This is a genomic window from Colwellia sp. E2M01 (genome assembly GCF_018860585.1).
In the GTDB taxonomy this organism is placed as follows: Bacteria; Pseudomonadota; Gammaproteobacteria; order Enterobacterales; family Alteromonadaceae; genus Colwellia.
In genome coordinates this window covers 54,427-73,225 of record NZ_JAHKPR010000068.1, presented here as the reverse complement: position 1 = coordinate 73,225, position 18,799 = coordinate 54,427, and the positions used below count along the sequence as shown (strand labels likewise).

8 protein-coding genes are annotated in these 18,799 nt (G+C 36.6%); 3 read left to right on the top strand and 5 right to left on the bottom strand.

What is annotated here, in order from left to right:
- Nucleotides 1-168 precede the first annotated feature (168 nt).
- From KO502_RS13050 to KO502_RS13035, 4 genes are all read right to left on the bottom strand, one after another.
- A complete protein-coding gene (locus KO502_RS13050; protein ID WP_216023004.1) occupies nt 169-2,934 on the bottom strand; it encodes a TonB-dependent receptor in 2,766 nt (921 codons plus the stop codon).
- Between the two features lie 696 nt (nt 2,935-3,630).
- Complete coding sequence (locus KO502_RS13045) at nt 3,631-5,997, bottom strand: alkaline phosphatase D family protein (protein ID WP_216022999.1); 2,367 nt, start codon at nt 5,995-5,997, stop codon at nt 3,631-3,633.
- Nucleotides 5,998-6,163: 166 nt separating this feature from the next.
- On the bottom strand, nt 6,164-7,510 hold the full coding sequence (locus KO502_RS13040; protein WP_216022998.1) for an ATP-binding protein: 1,347 nt from the start codon (nt 7,508-7,510) through the stop codon (nt 6,164-6,166).
- Nucleotides 7,507-8,874: a sigma-54 dependent transcriptional regulator gene (locus tag KO502_RS13035; protein WP_216022997.1), complete on the bottom strand. Its 1,368-nt coding sequence runs from the start codon at nt 8,872-8,874 to the stop codon at nt 7,507-7,509. Before KO502_RS13035 ends, KO502_RS13040 begins: the two co-directional genes overlap by 4 nt.
- 238 nt (nt 8,875-9,112) lie before the next feature.
- Between KO502_RS13035 and KO502_RS13030 the strand changes: the two genes are divergently transcribed.
- Both KO502_RS13030 and KO502_RS13025 read left to right on the top strand, forming a co-directional pair.
- Nucleotides 9,113-9,808: an ABC transporter ATP-binding protein gene (locus tag KO502_RS13030; RefSeq protein WP_216022996.1), complete on the top strand. Its 696-nt coding sequence runs from the start codon at nt 9,113-9,115 to the stop codon at nt 9,806-9,808.
- Nucleotides 9,801-12,242 (top strand): ABC transporter permease, encoded by a 2,442-nt coding sequence (locus KO502_RS13025; protein ID WP_216022995.1) that lies wholly within the window; start codon nt 9,801-9,803, stop codon nt 12,240-12,242. Before KO502_RS13030 ends, KO502_RS13025 begins: the two co-directional genes overlap by 8 nt.
- A 303-nt stretch (nt 12,243-12,545) precedes the next feature.
- Here KO502_RS13025 and KO502_RS13020 read toward each other — a convergent pair whose 3' ends face one another.
- Nucleotides 12,546-14,606, bottom strand: a complete 2,061-nt coding sequence (locus tag KO502_RS13020) for a hypothetical protein (protein ID WP_216022994.1) — start codon at nt 14,604-14,606, stop codon at nt 12,546-12,548.
- Between the two features lie 689 nt (nt 14,607-15,295).
- Here KO502_RS13020 and KO502_RS13015 point away from each other — a divergent pair.
- Nucleotides 15,296-18,799: Ig-like domain-containing protein (locus KO502_RS13015; RefSeq protein WP_216022993.1), on the top strand; the 3,504-nt coding region annotated here is incomplete at its 3' end.

Sequence of the window (18,799 nt, the reverse complement as noted above, 5' to 3'; positions counted from 1 at the left end):
AATCAACTTGGTATTACACCGTGTATTAAAACTGTTGACACCCTTATAAACAGAAAGGTGTTTTAAGAACAAGACAGCACACAAAAAAAAGCCAGTACATATATATGTACTGGCTTTTTAAAACACATCTCACATGCAATTATGAGACGTGGCACCTATTCCTAAGTTTTAAAACTTAGCACGAACACCCACGGTATAACGAGCACCGTACTGCTCAAAATCAATAAGTTGATTGCTAAAGCGTCCATGACGGCGAGTCGCTTCATCTGTAATATTAATACCATCCGCAAATATTGATAAGTTTTCGTTAATATCATAACTTATAGACATATCTATTTGTGAATACTCTTCAGTAAATACAGGACTAATCGTGCTTTTAAGTAAGAAGTCATCACGCCAATTATATGCAATACGTGCTGAGAAGCCATAATTTTCATAAAAGGCAACTAAGTTAGCACTGTCACTTAAACCGGTAACAGCAAGTTGTGAGTCTAAGCTGTACGGGTCATATTCATTATCAGTATTTACAATAGTATAGTTAGCAATACTACCAAAACCAGATTCACCAAACATATGTTGAATATTAAGCTCAAAGCCATCAACACTAGTATCTCCTTGGTTAATTGGTGTTGTAACTTCCCATGTAATAATTGGGTCACCAGCTTGAGATATACAATCAGGATTTGGCACGAGTACACTGCCACTTGGACATACGCCACGAGGGTTAATACTTGGGTCGGTTAACGCACCATCAGGGCCATTAATAGCTCTATTTTCTTGCCCTGTACCGATATAGTTTTCTACATCTTTAGTGAAGTAACCCGCTGAAACATAACTACCTTCTGCATAATACCATTCTAATGAAAGATCTAAGTTATCTGACTCATAAGGTAATAAGCTAGGGTTACCTTGTGAAGCTCTAAATGGTCCTCCAGAGTAATGCTCGTCAAGTGAGGTTGCAGGGAACATTGCATCAATATCACTTCTGGCAATAGTTGTGCTATATGAAAAACGCGCAACTAAATCATCAGTAATATCTAAGCTAAGGTTTATACTAGGTAGCGTGTTACTGTAGTCACCTGATAACGTACTTGATATTTCATTTTCAGAACGCACTTTCGACATCTCTAATGGCGTAATCCAGTTAAAGCCTTCAACAGGGTTCTCTACAGAATAAGAAGTAACACTAGTATCTTCATATCTCAGTCCTAAGCTTGCTTTAAAAGGCATATCACTTATTTCTGTTTCTAAGTCGACTGATACATAAAGGGCTGTAGTATCTTCCTCGATGCCATTAGTTGATATGCCTTTCTCGGTTAATAAGTTTTGCTCTTCAACAAGATCTAAGAATTGTGCGGCACTATAATGAGAGCGTTGTTCATAACCTATATCGCCTGGAGAGAATGTTAAATCAAGTTCACTAATATCTAAGGCACCATTACCTAAACCAAAATTGGCGCCGTAAATATTTTTTGTGTCCACTTTATATACCGTATTTGAAGCACCAAAATGAACAGTTCTTAATATACTGTCATTTTCATTTTCCCAAGTACCGGCAAGGAGTATTTGTTGAATGTTATTTTCAATTTCATAGCCACGCTCTTGATACAAATCACCCTCGATATTACTTTTATCAAAAGCGCCGCCAGCTAAGGCTGAGTCATCATAAGAAACCGAAGGCATGTCACCAGAAAAGTCAGCTGCAATATGAACAGGCGCCGCATCACCAAATGGGTTTTTTAAATTTGCAATACGTTCGGCAGGTAATGCTCCAGGGTTTGCATGCGACGTAGAGTCGTGAGCATCTAGAGTAAAGCTTAAGGTATCTGTTGCAAGCCACTCAAGGTTAATACCAAGAGAATCATTTTCAGTTTTATAAGCGTACTCCCATGCCCAAAAATTTAATTCATCATTTTGACGAGTTGGGTTAATAATGGTGCCATTTTCATCAGCAGTACCGGTTTCAATATTATCAAACCAAAAGCTAGTACGGTTCATTTTACTTTCAATGTCTAAACGCGACATTGTATAATCAACAGAAGCAATCAGTGAATCTGTTGGTGCCCATTGTAAAACTAATTGCCCATTTTGACGTTCCCGCGAGGTATTACTACTATCAAGATCAACCGTTGGCACACCCCAAGTATTTAAGTCTGGGTTATTAGCCGTATTAATTGCACTTTTATCAATATCAACTTGGCCTGGATAACCTGTACTCCATTGGCCTGAAGTACCCACTCTGTCTGTATGGCTATCGCGCTCAGCCAAAGAAAGAGAAAGTAAAACCCCAAACGTATCATCAAAGAAGTTATTACTAATCATACCTGAAAATTCAGGAGTAACTGCGCGGCCTGTATCAACACTAGTATCAGCAACAGCTTTAGCACTTACTATGGCTTTAAAACCATCATATTGAAAAGGTTTTGCTGTATGAATATCTATCGTGGCACCAATACCTCCAGAATAAATATCCGCTTTACCCGTTTTAAAAACTTCTACAGCAGAAACAGAGTCAGCACCTATATCGGCAAAGTTAAAGCTACGAGATATGCCATCTGATAATAAAGCAGAAGAATTTGGCATTTGTCTGCCGTTAAGGGTAACTAAATTAAAGCTAGGTCCGAAACCACGAACAGTAACTTGGTTACCTTCGTTATTAGCACGATCAATTGAAACCCCTGTTATGCGCTGCAAGGACTCCGCTAAGTTAGAATCTGGGAATTTACCAATATCTTCAGCTGAAATAGCATCAACCACACCAGTTCCTTCGCGTTTCATTGACGCTGATTTTGTTAAAGAACTAAGTATACCGGTTACCTCAATTACCTCTACATCATCAGCACTTGCTTCTTGCGCCTGCAAAGCGGTTAATGGACTTGCACTTGCCAATAGAATTGCCGTGGACAGTGCTGTTCGAGTAAACTTCTTTGTCATTGTTGTCATAATTATTCCTTCACTTGTTGGAAACAAATTTAATCAAAATGTTTTTTATATAATGTTTTTTTTATATTTATAAAAAATATTTTTATGTTGTTGAGAAAATTTTCCAGACTTTACTTGTATTGACACATATCAATAAAGTTAAAGTACTTAATAAATACTGAACTACAAAATTATAACGGTCAACCTTTAATTGTTAACAATATTGGATTTTAATTTTGCATCTTACTTGAATGAAGTTAATAATAATTTTCATTCTGTTAACCTATTAGAGATTTTATTTTAACTAACTTAAACTCGGTTTAAGATATTTTTAATCAGATAAAATACTGAATAATTTTACTTTATCTGATTCCCTAGCTTGATAATTTTCCTATTTTCAAGGCAAATTTCCCGTCAATAACGGATCTATTGCAAGTAAACTTAACGATGACAGTAGAGAAAATAGCTGCTAGAAAAATATTTATTAAATCGAGATCAGGTTAATTAGATACTTAAGAATGAGATTGAGTAAATGATTTAACCAGTGTTTTACAAGGAATATAGGGGGGTGTATTTGTATCTGAATACAGGACCTAATTAAAGGCAAAGAAATTAGAGCTCACATGGCAATGTGAGCTCTGTTCAGTGTGTCAAGCTTTGTTAGCCTAAGTAAATTAATCTCCTTAGGCTAACGCCAACACTAAAAAACTAACCTAAAATATTTTCACCTCTATTTTCTTGTTGGTGAATAGTTACCGGCCATCCTGGAAATTGATTACTTCGGTTTTGCTCGGTTACATCAACTAAGAAGCGGTAAGCTTCCATTGTGTATGTTAAGTTTTGTGTATCGAAAGTAATAACACCAAAGCCACTACCTTTTTCATGCGCTTTAACATATCGATTGCCCGACTTACCGACCACTGGATTACCTACTGCATAAATATACATTTTATTACCAAAGGTGTCGTTGAATTCTCCTGTGTTAGCTAGATCATGTCGAGGGCGATTGGCAAATGGCATATTTATTGAATCTGGGTTCCACCAACGTGGCCAACCAGCGGAAATTGCAGGAGTACAAAACGCCCAGTTACTGTCTCGTTGTTTATCTACCCCGTATTGGGATAATGAACCTAAATGGGTATCCCCACAAATATGCAGAGCCATTGACTCACGCATACAGTCTACAGCACGATTTCGTGCTGAAGCTGGCCAGCCGCTAGAGTCAAAGTCATATTTCATAAATCTTGTAGGCGTGGGTTGATGGGTACAGATCCCAGCAAATACAGTTTGACTTAATACTGCTTTAAGTGAGTGTCCGTCCCAGTTCTTACCCCATTGCGTTAAGAAGTCTTCTTGGCGTTTACCTAGCAGTTCCAATCCTGGTGGATTAAATTTAGGGTTATAACTAAACTTATCTTCATCCTGGCCTGTTACACCAACTTCTATATTAATGCGCTCAGGACCACTTTTCCATTGTCTATCAGCAAGAATGGCAAAGCCAACATCACCATAAATCATTTCACCGTAATATGAGCTAATGCCATTTGTTGGTGTTGGATCATATGGATCAGGATGATGCGCAACTGTGGTTCTATGTACTGTATTAATTACGCGTGTTGGTTCAATATAACCACCTAATATAGCTGCAGTTGGATCTTTCTCAATGTTCTGCATTTTAGCGCCGCCTTCCCCCCATAAGTTTCCTTGTAATACGTCATGATCGTCAGGTAAACAAATCGTTGGTTGGTTACGCATTGTTTGTCTAAACGCCCAGCCAAATTGATAAAACTTACGTAAATAATTTAGAATTGAGTCTTCAGCTGGTGTACGGACGATACCAAAACCACCGTGGCTTTCATAAATTTGATCGCCTGAGAAGAAGACTATATCGGGGTTTAACTTTTCAACATTATTAGCAACTGGTGCATAAGGAAAGCCGTAATCATTTTGGCAAGTAAGCGCAGCCATCTGTAACTTTTTATTACTTGGATTTGCTTTAACACTGCCACTCCAAGTATCAATACTTTCAGTACCATCAATATGCTTTTCACGATAAACGGCTCTAAATGGTGTATCCTGAGATTCATCCCAATTAGCGACTCTAAATGTTGCGATCCAACCATCATGGTTAATAGCTTCAGATCCAATCGTTTGCCATTTACCATCTTTTTGAATTTGTAACTCAACATTTTGGTTATCTTTTAAGCCAATAGGTCCAACATAAGCACTTAGTTTCATTACAAAACCCTCTGCGCTTCGAGAGTCACTTAATGAGTACATAGTCCATAAAATCGGACCAAATTTCTCTTCCTCATTTACAGAAAACGCTTCGCCCTGCATTTGCCACTGGCTAAAACTATAACGAGCTCCGAGTAAATCCGCCGGAATATTTCGCCCATCAATTGATTTAATTGCAAAGTTACTCACAAGAGCAATATTACCTTTTAAGTCTTCTGCGGGCGCAATGTGCTTGAGTTCAGCCAATTGTTTACCTGTTTGGCTATTTGTTGCTGTTAATGTTAAAGAAATCGCGCCAAGTTTAGGGCTAGCTTTTAGCAACAATGTAATGTTTTCATTGGTGATTTTTTCACTTAACTCGACTTTTTCAATACCAAGTATAAGGCTATTATTGATAATACCCATGTCGTAACCTTCTTGCACAAAACAGTTACTTTTAACTTCATTCAGTTCACTACGTGCCCCAAGGCGAATACCTGCACCGCCATCTTGTTTAGTTTGCTCTAAACGTTTCACGTCAACGGAAACTTCAAAAGGCTTAGTAAAATCAACTAATTGGTGAGTTAAAGAATGGATACTTCGGTTTCCTCCACGAGATAAACATTCCGCTCGACCATTATTAACACGCCAATCTTCCATTGGATTAGCCCAAAACTCACCACCTAGCCAAACACGATCATGAGTATTTGACCAGTTATCTTTAACAGGCTCTATACCGGTACGAATAGTTGATGTATTTTGTTCTTTAGGTGAACTAACACAGCTACTAATGCCTGTAGCTGCCACACCCGCGGCAACAAATTTTAACGCTGAGCGTCGAGATATATTTTTATCCATATTATTGACTCATTTAAATGCAATACATAAATTGTGTAAATACAACATACCTCATTAATTGTAAACAATCAACAATATACACATGGTCAAGTGTACACCCAAATACATAACTCAAGCCTATGCTATAAACGCTTATAATGGCAACAAAATAAATATGAAGAGATTACTAAAAAATTAAGTCGATGGTTGTTCCTTTTCCTTCAATGGAGTTGACTGAAAGTTGTCCACCATGTGCGTGCATTATCTGACGCGATAATGTCATTCCAATACCGGTACCATGGCGCTTAGTTGTAAAAAATGGGGTGAAAATATGTTCAAGTACTTTGGCTGGAATGCCTGAGCCATTATCTGTTACCGTGACAATAATATGCGCACGCTTCATTATTGCGGTAATTTTTATTTTTCCATTAGAACTATGCTCACACGCATCTATGGCATTAAGAAGTAAGTTTATCATAATTTGTTCAAAGTGCTGTTTATCAACCGATAAGCTCAAATTTTTAGGTTGAATATTAATATCAACAAGCACACATTTATTTGCTAATTGTTCTTTTTGCAACATGACAATATCTTGCAAGACACTATTCAGCTCAATAATTTGGAGCTTAGGTGGTGGCAGACGACTTAACTCACGGTAACCGCCAACAAACTCCATGATACCTTGGCTGCGATTAACAATGGTCTCGAGTGCCCTTTTAGTATCTTCTATTTCTTGAGATAGTATTGGTCTTGGTAAACTTAAAAGGTTATCTTGGCCAATAATATCTCGGCAATTATCCGCTAAAGAAACAATTGGCGTGATTGAATTCATCATTTCATGAGTCAAAACGCTAATTAATTTTTGCCAAGCTTGATATTCAGCTTGACTAATTTCACGACCAATATTTTCAATAATGACTAAGCTTTGTGTTTTACTGGTTAACAGAATATGATTGGCCGAAAACCTAAATGAATAAGCAACACCTTCGCGTACTATTTTATGCAAAACACTTTGTTGGCTTTTTAGGCTTCGTAATAATGAAGGTAACTCAATAAAGCTTGAGGTTAATGAATCTATAGTTTCAGGCGCTCTAACAGAGAGTAATCTTGCTGCAGCTTGATTAAATAATGTAATACGTTCACGTTCATCAAACACTATTATTGCGACAGGTGCTTGCCTGATAATCATTTTTAAAAAACTATTTTCGGCTTGCTCGTTATTTCTATTTAATTGCAATTTAGCGATGATAGCATTCATGGTATCCGCCAAATCTCCTTCTTCTTTCCCTTGATATTTTTGGGAAAAATCTTCATAGCTTATTGCTTGAAAAAATTTCTCAACCTTGTTCATTTGGGACTCGCAAATGCTTAATAAAATGAGAATAACCAATCCCACTAAGACTATTAACATACCTTGGGTTACATAAAGTTGCTGGCTATCTATCAATATAAATAACGTAAATAAAATCGTTGAGTAGACAACAATTACCCCTAAAATTTTACAGCGAAAACGCCAGCGACTATGTATTTTCATAGCTGATGTTTCTTGATTCTACGATAAAGTGACGTACGCGTAATACCTAGTTCAGCAGCCGCGTGACTGATATTACCTAAATGTTTTTCAACACAATGACTAATAACAGACTTTTCAATACGTTCTAGATTACAGTCATTAAACGTTTCTAAATTGGTAGTGTTGGTGTTGTTAAGTAAAAAATCACTTTCAACTAACTCATCATGATCACCTAAGATAAGCGCGCGCTCTACTGCATTTGCGAGCTCTCTAACATTACCTGGCCAATGATATTGACATAATACTTTTAAAGCAGATGAAGTAATTTTTTTTTCAGGAAACTGATATTTTTGAGCGTTAATCGCAATAAAGTGGTTTAGTAGTAACGGAATATCCGACGCCCTTTCACGTAAAGGCGCCAACTCAATTTGTAAGGTATTAATGCGATAATATAAATCCGCCCTAAATTTTCCTTCATCAACTAATTTTTGTAAGGGCATATTCGTTGCACAAATTAGCCTTACATCGACTTTAATCAATTTATCAGAGCCTACTGGGGTGACTTCTTTATTTTCAATAACACGGAGCAGTTTTGCTTGTAGATGTAATGGTAGGTTACCTATTTCATCAAGGAATAAGGTACCACCCGATGCCGCTTGAAAACGACCTGGGCGATCAGAATTAGCATCAGTAAATGCACCTTTTACATGACCGAACAATTCGCTCTCAAATAAGTTTTCAGGTACAGCTCCAAGGTCTACATTCAACATAACCTCTGATGCACGAGAGGATTGCCTATAGATTTCGTGAGCAATAACTTCTTTTCCAGCGCCGTTCTCACCTAATATTAAAATATTAGCATCAGTTTTTGCCGCCTTTGCACTTATTTCAAGTACTCGCATTAAGGCATTTGATTGACCAACAACTTGCGTGTTTTCATTAGTAAACATCAGCTCTTTTTGACGTTCATTTAGTCGCTTTACTTGTTTACGTGATTTACTTAATAATAAAGCAGAATTTAAAGTAGCTAATAATTTTTCATTCTTCCAAGGCTTTAATACAAAGTCGATAGCTCCCAATTTAATTGCTTTTACTGACAACTCAACATCACCATAAGCCGTCATTAAAACAACCACAGCATCAGGGTTAATACTGATAATTTTCTGTAACCAGTGTAACCCCTCTCGCCCAGTATTAAGACCTAAAGCAAAATTCATATCCAACAAAAATAAGTCAAACTCACACTTTTTCATAATTGCAGGAATAGCTGATGGATTATCTAGCGTAACTACCTTTTGATAATGCCTTTTTAAAAAAAGTTTGGCCGCAAGCAAAATATCTGAGTCATCATCAATAATTAATATATTAGCTTGTCTTTTATCCATTGTTATTCTCTTTAAATACCTTAGGGTGAATTAAACAAATCTATTCTTTAATTTACCCACACAAAATAGGTAACTGTTTATTGCATAATGTTAACATTTGTTTACAGCAAGTGGTAATATTGTAAACATTGAGACCCAAAAGTACTTGTTATCTAATCCGAACCCTAAATCTTAACGCTAGTAAAAAGCTTTATAAGTACAAGAAAATTAAAACAAAATATTTGCGTAAGGAGCTATAATGATACGTTTAGAAAATATTAATAAAATTTATGGTTCGAACGATGTCGAAACTTGTGCACTAAAAAATATAAACTTAAATGTAGATCCCGGTGAGTTTATTTCTATTATGGGACCGTCAGGCTGTGGAAAGTCTACCTTATTAAATTTGTTAGGGATGTTAGACAACCCAACTTCTGGTGACTATTTCTTTGATAAACAATGCATCTCCCAGCTACCTGAAAGAAAAATAGCTAATGTGCGTAAAAAAAACATTAGTTTTATTTTTCAAAATTATAATTTAATTGATGAATTATCTGTTCTGGAAAATATTGAATTACCTTTGTTATATCAAAAAATATCACCGAGGCAACGTAAAATAAGAATTACCGAAGTATTAGAGCAAATGAATATTGCTCATCGAGCAAACCATATGCCCCAGCAATTATCAGGCGGACAACAACAACGTGTTGCAGTTGCTCGCGCTTTATCAACTAAACCAAGGGTTATCTTAGCTGATGAGCCTACGGGCAATCTTGATTCAAAGAATGGGGATAATGTGATGGAGTTATTGAAAAGTCTCAATGATAGGGGGACAACCATTTTAATGGTAACGCACTCTCAATATCACGCAGAATACGCAAACCGCATTATCAATTTATTCGATGGGAAAATTATAACTCAAGATGCAAACGCTATAGTTAAGCATTATGTTTAATAATTACCTTTTAATTGCTTTTCGTAATATTTTTGCTAATAAACTTTTCAGTGCAATTAATATATTAGGTTTAGCTATTGGCTTAACGGTTTGCTTTTTAATTTTAATTTTTGTTCAATATGAAAGTACTTATGAGCAACACCTAAAGGAAGTAGATCGTACTTACCGTATTACTCGCCACTATACTAACGACGATATCAATATCGCTGGGATTGCCGCTCCTTTCAAACCACTTATTCAAGCTCAGTTTAACGAAATAGAAGCGATTACGTTAATGGGGATGACTTTTAATTTACAACTGGGTCGAAATGACATTTTTATGGATGTCACAGACATGTTATGGGCTGACAACGATATTTTTGATGTATTTAACTTTACTTTTATTTATGGAGATAGGGCCAGTGCACTTACTCGAAAAAATACACTCGTATTAACTGAAAGCATGGCTAAGCATTTTTTTGGAAATGAAAACCCAGTTGGTAAATATTTATTTTTAAATGCACAGCAGAGAAATGGTTTAGAGATAACTGCGGTAATAAAAGATCAACCCGATAATACTCACCTTACCTTTAGTTTACTCATGTCTATAGAAACCATGCGAAATTGGTTGCCGGAAGACTTAAGTAACTGGCACCTTAATTATTACTATATTTACATTAAGTTAAAGCAAGGCGTTTCACCTGAAATATTAACCCAGAGGTTATCATCAATGATGGACTCGCTAGGCAATCAAGTGACTGACGATCAAAAGTTAAAATTGCAGCCAGTTGCTGATATACACCTACATTCCAACCTATCCTACGAAATAAAGGCTAACGGAAGGTACGCAACAGTTTACAGCTTCTCTGTTATTGCAATAATAATATTACTTCTCGCCTGCATCAATTTTATGAATTTAAGTACGGCAAGATCATCACAACGAGGAAAAGAGGTTGCTGTACGTAAAGTGTTAGGCGCAACGGGTACACAGCTAGCAATTCAATTTTTAATAGAGTCAATTTTAATGACTGCATTTGCTATGTTTATTGCCTGTACGCTAGTTGAATTATGTTTACCTTGGTTTAGTTTTTTTATAGAACGAGATTTAGTTATTGAAAGCTTATACAACTGGCAAACGGCATTAGGCGTTATGTTAGCAACCATTATTGTTGGTTGTTTCGCCGGTAGTTATCCTGCATTTTATATTTCGAATTTCAATCCATCGCGACTATTACACGGCCAGCCATCGAAAAAGCAAGGGCCTATTTACCTACGTAAACTATTACTCATATTACAATTTTCTATATCGATTAGTTTGATACTAGCCACTTTTGTTGTGCTTAAACAAATTGACTTTGCTCGTAGTACTAACCCTGGATATGAGATTCATAATAAAGTAGCACTATCACTCTACCCAATTGAAGAACAACGTGATTATCATAAACTTTATAGGCAATTTAAAAATAAATTACTTCAACATCCTGATATAAAATCGGTAAGTGCTGCTAAGCAATTACTTACCGAGCCTTTACGTGATATTTGGGCATATGTTCATGAAGAAGAAGAATTTATCGCTAAAAATATAATAAATTTACCCACCTTAAATACAGGTTTAGATTTTTTTAACTATTATAAGATTCCTTTAGTCGCAGGACGGTACTTTTCGCTTGAACTTGGTGATAGCTATGTACAAATACCAACTAGAAGCAACAGTGAAGGAAGAGGTAACGCTATCATTAGTGTTTCTGCTGCACAGGCTCTAGGCTATACACCTGAAGAAGCCATTAATAAATATATAAAAATTATATTTTCGCCTGGTGTTACTCAATACAAAATTGTCGGTGTAGTCGAAGATATACATATAGGCTCGTTAAGAGATAAAAAAAAGCCCCAGGTATATCATTTAGTAAGAGAAGGTGATTACTCTGTAGGTATTGAGTTCAATCCTAAAAATACTCATGAAGCAATTAAATATATTGATAAAACTTTCGCCGAACTGATGCCAAATAGACCAAACAATCGTACTTTTTTAAGCGATAATTTTAACGCTATGTACAACCAAGAAGATAAGCAAGCCAAAGTATTTTTGTACTTTTCGGTATTAGCGCTAATAATTGCTTCAATGGGATTATTTGGTTTAGTTTCTTATTCAACCGAACGTAGACGAAAAGAAATAGGTATTAGAAAAGTAATGGGAGCAACGATATTTGATCTTGTTTGGCTGATCAGTAACGAATTTTTGATGCTTGTATTACTCGCCAATATTCTGGCATGGCCAATAGCTTATTTCACCATGAACAATTGGCTACAAGGCTTTACACAATCAATTTCGTTAGATATTTGGCTGTTTATGTTGGCTGGAATTTTGCCTCTTACTTTTGCTGGCTTAATTGTGATAGCTCAAACGTTTTTTAATGTGGTAGGCAAGCCGATCAATCATTTCCGTAGTGAGTAAACAGAAGATGATATCATGGGTATAGGTTCATTATGACCCCGCCATCACAGTCAACAAAGACCCTCTTAGGTTGAGTGAAACGGGTAGATATCAATCAATATATACCCACTCCACTTAAAGGTGCTCGTTTCAGGAAGTCTGAGTGACTCATAACCAAGACACTTTTTTACTTTGTTTTTAGGGGAGCCCTTAAAAACCAAGGTAACGCTACATGGGTGCAGCTATTAAATGCCTTGCCTAAAAACATTTCTAATGCCAACTGAACCCAGTATTTTCAAGTGAAGCAGGTAAATAAGTTAATTGTTAAAGACGACGCGTAATACTCTCGTCTGAGTTTATAACTTGTAATGCTGCACTTGTTGCAAAGCCTCCTGCATCATCAAAGGTAACATTTATCCAGTTATTGCCTTGTAGTAAATCATGAGGTACAGGAATTTCAATCACACCGAAGAAGCTTGCACGCCCATTACGAGTTTTCCCCTGCTTTTGATCATAACCACGAAAATCTGTTGGTACACTAACCTCAACGCCATTGACTTTTACAACAGGTACAAGCGATTTACCATGAGCACGACCAATACCTAAACGTAATACGGCCTCCCCTTGCGCTCCCACATCAACATCTTTAATGTTAAAGAATATACTCGTGTCTGCTTTAATGGGATGTTTGTAAGTGGTTGCGTAGTATTTATCCTCTTGATTTACTTTATCTATATTTATCTTATCATGATAAGTAATCGTCATGATTTTAGTACTTTCTTTCGGTAAAAATACAGTACCTGGCACACTCGCTAGGTTTTTAGTTTCCAATAAAGCATGGTTATTATTATCGTAAGATAAGGTTTTTATTTGCACTGACTTTACCGAATTACCGGCAATACCAAGTGCTTTTAATGAAACATCTGTATCTTCAAATTCTAAGCTTGTCATAATAATGTGTGCTTTATTGTTTTGCACATAAGCATCAACCATAATATCTAAATCTGACGCCCAGCTATCAACATGGATACCTCTAACATTCGACCATAATTGATAAAACTTAACTAAGTCGGTATAAACCCACTGAGTGCCTGTTTGACCTAATTTTTCATAGTTTTGACGCATTAAGCGGTTTTCATAAGGATAACCAGTATCACTATGTCTGCCCCACTCGGCTTTTACTGGAATAAACGGAATGGCTTTAGCAATAACATTAGGACGTTCTAAAAACTGTGTTAATAACGCATTATAGCCACGTAATTTTTCAGCATCACGCACATGAGTCCAGGGCTTATTACGCAAAGCGTGTACGGAAGCACCATATTCTGAAATTAACAGCGGTTTAACACGGCCGAATTTAATGGTTGAGTATTGCTCTAACATGTCAAGTGTAGCTTCCACGTTACTGCCACGTCTGTATTCTTCGCCTCTAGGGTGGGTTGGGAAATCATACAAATGAATTGAAAATACATCCATATCTTTACCCGCGGTATCAATAAATAATTTATCGTTATTTTCCCAGCGCTGGAAATTATCCCAATCGTAATTTGGAAATGCTACGGTATAACCAGCAATTTTAACGCCTTTATTCAACTTAGCACTATTAGTTTTACGAATCTCTTTGGCGACACTTGTATGATATTTAAAGATATCTGAAATGGGGGCTTTTTCTCGGCCTCCTGTAGGAGCAACATTTAGATCATAAAGCGGTTCATTGACTACCTCCAAATAAGCCGGCTTAGGTTGGCCTATTGCAGTATTACTTTGGGCAAAATAATTTTGTAAAAACTTCCCTATATAGTGCCCAGTTGCGGTACCAAGGGGCTCGGCGGCAGTATCTGTTTGTGAGAAGGCCCAACCAGTATTACCAATATTAGTTCCATCTGGGTAATATGGATGCACTTGACCACCAACCACCATATCTCTAGATCTGTTGATAAAACGTCTCGCATTATCAAACCTAAGCTGACTACTATTTTCAAAAGTATTGACCGCCCCTATACCCTTGCTAGTAATAACAGTCTCGTCAACAAAGCCTAAGCGGTTGTTATCTTGTGATTGAGCAAAAAGTTGGTTTTTCATATATCCGGTATCACGACCAAAATATACATCATAACCTTGTATGAATTTCCCAATTAGATCGTCTAACTCGTTATTACCCTTATTGTCATCATTCCAATCATTTTCAATAGGTGATGAATGCAATGAAATAAATTTTTTCCTATTAAATGACTGAACATTGCCAATACGGTGTTTCGTATCAAGGTTGACATCAACATTTACTTTATTGGTAGCTGCGGCAGTATTTACCGAAAAATGGGTTGTTATTATTGGTAGTGCAATGATTAATGCTTTTTTTAGCATTGAATAGTTATTATTAATCATTTTTTATCCTAATTGATTGTAGTTATTGTCGTTATTTCCTTATAAAAAATTCCTGCTTTTCATTGTATTCATATTACTTCATAAACTAATTTTGTCTTTCTTCTGACTCAATACCGCTCTTCCGTGTAACTGAGCAATAAAATATTGATCTGTATTTATCTAAGACTTTAATTTTTCCATTTACTATTAATCACTATAAACAGCAGTGACAAAAGTAATGAAAACCCAAAACAAATGTAAAGGAAAGGTTAAAAATATATATTTATTGTAAAGATTACCTAGCAAGTTATACAAAAATAAAACAGCTAAGTAAAATAATAGCAATTATAGATAAAAAGAGTGAACGCCAGTGAACACGTGTGTTCGTTATCGCACACAAAGAACTAATCAATAAAACCTAAACAACTGTATTTAAAGGATTAAATACATGGCATGATTTAAGCTAGTACATTATGTCTTTTTTATAACGGATAATTTCACCTTTATTAAAATTGTCAACTATTAACAATAAAATAGGGAGTTCGTAAATAATAGAGACTTATCAATAATTACTTAATTAAAATTTAAAAGTAGAAATGAATAACAGTTAATCATCACACCTTAATTAACAATAAACTAACACTTTTTGTTTTGGGTAACTGTTGGAAAAATAAAAATATTACAATAATAAAATAAGCGTAGGACTAACTATGATGATGAAAAAAAATACAATTCATAACTTGATTGTAGCAACCACACTTGGCTTATCTTCAACGACAATATATGCAGGGCCTGTCAAAGTTGATATCAATTTAGATACTAAGCATGAGGTCGGCGGGGTATCCGATTTCAACCGTAAAAAACATATTACTATTCACTCAAATTTAACCGAAAAAGATTGGGACGAAGAAGCAGAAGTACTCGATTATTTAATGAATGATCTAGACGTATATTTTGGCCGTGATAATGGTAGTGCCACTTGGATATTTAAAGCGACTGACCAAGCTTCTGACGAGGAAGGTAACCCTTTAGCTAAACCTGATCTTGATTCACTAACCCCTTTTGGAACCTGGTTTAAGGGGACTTATGATGCCCTGCCAGCTGAAAGACTTGCTCATGATGCACGTGCCGATGAAATGATCATGGGTATTACACCACATGGTCCATTTCCTACGCAGTCTTATAATGCTGAACATATGGCTGGTACTGAAGCTACGGGGAAATATATCTTACGTCATATTGATGATGGCGCTGAGTGGGTTGGGGAGTTTATTGATAAATTTTTCCGCAAAAATGGCGAAACTAGCGGTATGCAAATGCCAAAATACTGGGAAGTTATCAATGAGCCAGATATGGATATTAACAGAGGTGGAGCCTTTGTTATGTCGAGCTTTGAGCAAATATTTGAATACCATAATTTAGTTGCAGCAGAAATTAAAAGTAAACTGCCTGAAAATGAGCGTCCACTTGTTGGTGGTATGACTTGGGGTTTACATGATTTTGAAAGTGCAGATTTATCAACCCGTTACACAGATCAAGATAAAGCTATATTCAATAAATACAATGTTGACACGACTGATGGCGACTTACTTGATCTATTAATAAGCGTTACTGATTCTGCTTCTTGGGCAACTAGAAAAGATAAGTATTTTCAATGGGATGGTATTTGGAAAGGTTTTATGGATGCCTCTGGCGAGAATATGGACTTCTACTCAATCCATTTATATGACTGGTCAAAAATGGGGACTCTAAACGATAATGATCGATATAGCAGTACATTCCGTCGAGGTATGAAAACTGAAGCTATTTTAGATATGGTTGAATGGTATGATGCGCAAGTAAATGGTAAAGAAAACCTTAAACCATGGGTTATTTCTGAGTATGGCGCAATAGCATCACAACATGAAAAGCTTTCCTTTATTACTAATGATTACCGTTATGCTGATTGGTTGCACCTACGTACATTTAACCAAATGTTCATGCAATTATTAACTCGCCCTAGCCAAATTGTTAAATCCATGCCATTTTCGCCAATTAAGGGTGAATGGGGTTTATTGCAAGGTCCTGATGGCGAAGCTATTCGTTATGAAGCCTCTTTAATGCAAACTGATGAAGCGCTTGCTGCAAACTATGCTGACGCTGATTGGTACGTAACAGATAAAATTCAATGGTATGAACTATGGTCTGATGTAAAAGGTACTCGTGTAGATACACACTCGAGTGATCCAGATATTCAAGTTGATGCTTATGTTGATGGTAACCACACCTACTTAATTTTAAACAATTTAGAATGGTATGATATTCCAGTAGATTTATCTTTTATGGGTGGTGGCGATAGTATAGTTACTAACGTTAACATGAAGCATTCTTACCTAGCTGAAGGTTTAAGCTCGACTAATTTAGGTAGACCAATACTCGCTGAAGCAATGCTTAATGCTTTACCTGAATCAGTAACTTTAGAGCCTGGTTCTACTATTATATTAGACATCACCTATGATAAAAACATACCAGTCACTTCAACTATGGTTGAAAAGAAATATTATGGCGAAAGTTTAGCTGGCGCAGGTAAAGGTGATGCAGCAAAAGGACAAGTTCATAGAATACCAGCTGTCAATGGTCAAACATTTACAGGTCATGTTAACGGCGTTACGGTACCTGCTATCGGTAAAGGTGAAGCAAAGTTACGTATAGCTGCTGAATTTAACCCATCAAATGGTGCGAAAAAAGGTAACAATACTAAGTTTACGATTAACGGTCATGATATTGATGTTCCAACACAAGTTGGCACCAATAAAGCTGGAAACACAGTGACTCATCATGACTTAATGGGGCCTGAAGTAGACGAAACCAAAATGGCACTTAACTTATTTGAGCTGACTATCCCGTTAGAGTTCCTACAAGAAGATAACGAAATTGTCGCTAAAATAGCTTCAGCAAAAACCATTACTGCAATGACGATTTCAACGTGGGAAGTGGAAGAAGAACTACTTAGAACAGCGGTAACAAACTGTGATTTAGACTGCATAATGCCAACTGATTTAACTATCTCTGGTGATACCTCAGTGTCAATTAAAGAGACTATAGCTCTTAGCGCCGATATAATGCCTATAGATGCTGACAATAAAAAAATTACTTGGACCACTTCTGATGTAACTGTTGCATCGGTTGATCAAAATGGTTTAGTAACCGGCACTAGTGGCGGGTCAGCAACGATAACTGCGACTACAGAAGAAGGTGTATTAGTTGCTACCCATACTGTAACAGTTACAACCATTCCGCCTAGCTCTATCGACCTCAGTGTTGAAACGACTGCTCTAGCTTTAAACGAAACGCTTCAAGTTAATGCAAGTGTACTACCTAAAAATGCATCAAATAAAGCTATTACTTGGGCATCTTCAGATGAAGCAATCGCAACCGTTGATCAATCAGGAGTTGTAAGTGCTATTAGTATTGGCGATGTTACTATCACAGCAACTGCAGTTGATGGCGGAGTTGAAGGCTCAACCATGGTTTCGGTTGTTGCAATACCTGTAGAATCTGTTGAGTTAGCAAGTACAGCAGTAGTTGTTTTACCAGGTACTTATCAAGCCGTTGCTCAATTTACACCGAGCACAGCGAGTGATTTGTCAAAAACATGGTCTAGCGATGATACTTCAATAGCGACGGTTAACGACAATGGTTTAATTACTGGCGTATCAGTTGGCTCTGCGACTATTACTGTCACAACTACAGATGGTGGTTTTGAAAGTGATATCGTGGTTAATGTACTTGATGCAACTTCAGTGAGTGATGATGCTTTAATCATTGAAGCAGAAGACTTTACCGCAACCGGCGGCTCTTTTGCTGGCTTTGTAAAATCAGACAGTACTATTGGTGATAACCAAACAGGTGACTGGGCTGAGTTCCAAGTTAATTTTACCGAAGCGGGTGTTTATCGTTTTACTTTAAGCGCTGGTTCACCACATGCATCTGAAGTAGGCGTTAAAGTTTCGATTGATGGGGTTGTGGTTACCACAGCTGATATTACATCAACTGGTTCCTTTGATACCATGGCCGAAACTATAGTGACTGATAACCTATTAGTTTCAACATCTGGTACTCACACTATTCGTATCGAAAGCACCGGTAAAGAAGCAAGATGGCAGTGGAATGCAGATAAGCTCAGTTTTGTTTTATTGAGCACAATACAAGGCATTGACACAGGTACTGACCCT

What these genes read in the sequence shown, in the direction of transcription:
- KO502_RS13045 (WP_216022999.1), bottom strand. Translation starts at nt 5,997, where the DNA reads ATGGATAAAAATATATCTCGACGCTCAGCGTTAAAATTTGTTGCCGCG.
- KO502_RS13040 (WP_216022998.1), bottom strand. Translation starts at nt 7,510, where the DNA reads ATGAAAATACATAGTCGCTGGCGTTTTCGCTGTAAAATTTTAGGGGTA.
- KO502_RS13050 (WP_216023004.1), bottom strand. Translation starts at nt 2,934, where the DNA reads ATGACAAAGAAGTTTACTCGAACAGCACTGTCCACGGCAATTCTATTG.
- KO502_RS13025 (WP_216022995.1), top strand. Translation starts at nt 9,801, where the DNA reads ATGTTTAATAATTACCTTTTAATTGCTTTTCGTAATATTTTTGCTAAT.
- KO502_RS13030 (WP_216022996.1), top strand. Translation starts at nt 9,113, where the DNA reads ATGATACGTTTAGAAAATATTAATAAAATTTATGGTTCGAACGATGTC.
- KO502_RS13035 (WP_216022997.1), bottom strand. Translation starts at nt 8,874, where the DNA reads ATGGATAAAAGACAAGCTAATATATTAATTATTGATGATGACTCAGAT.
- KO502_RS13020 (WP_216022994.1), bottom strand. Translation starts at nt 14,606, where the DNA reads ATGATTAATAATAACTATTCAATGCTAAAAAAAGCATTAATCATTGCA.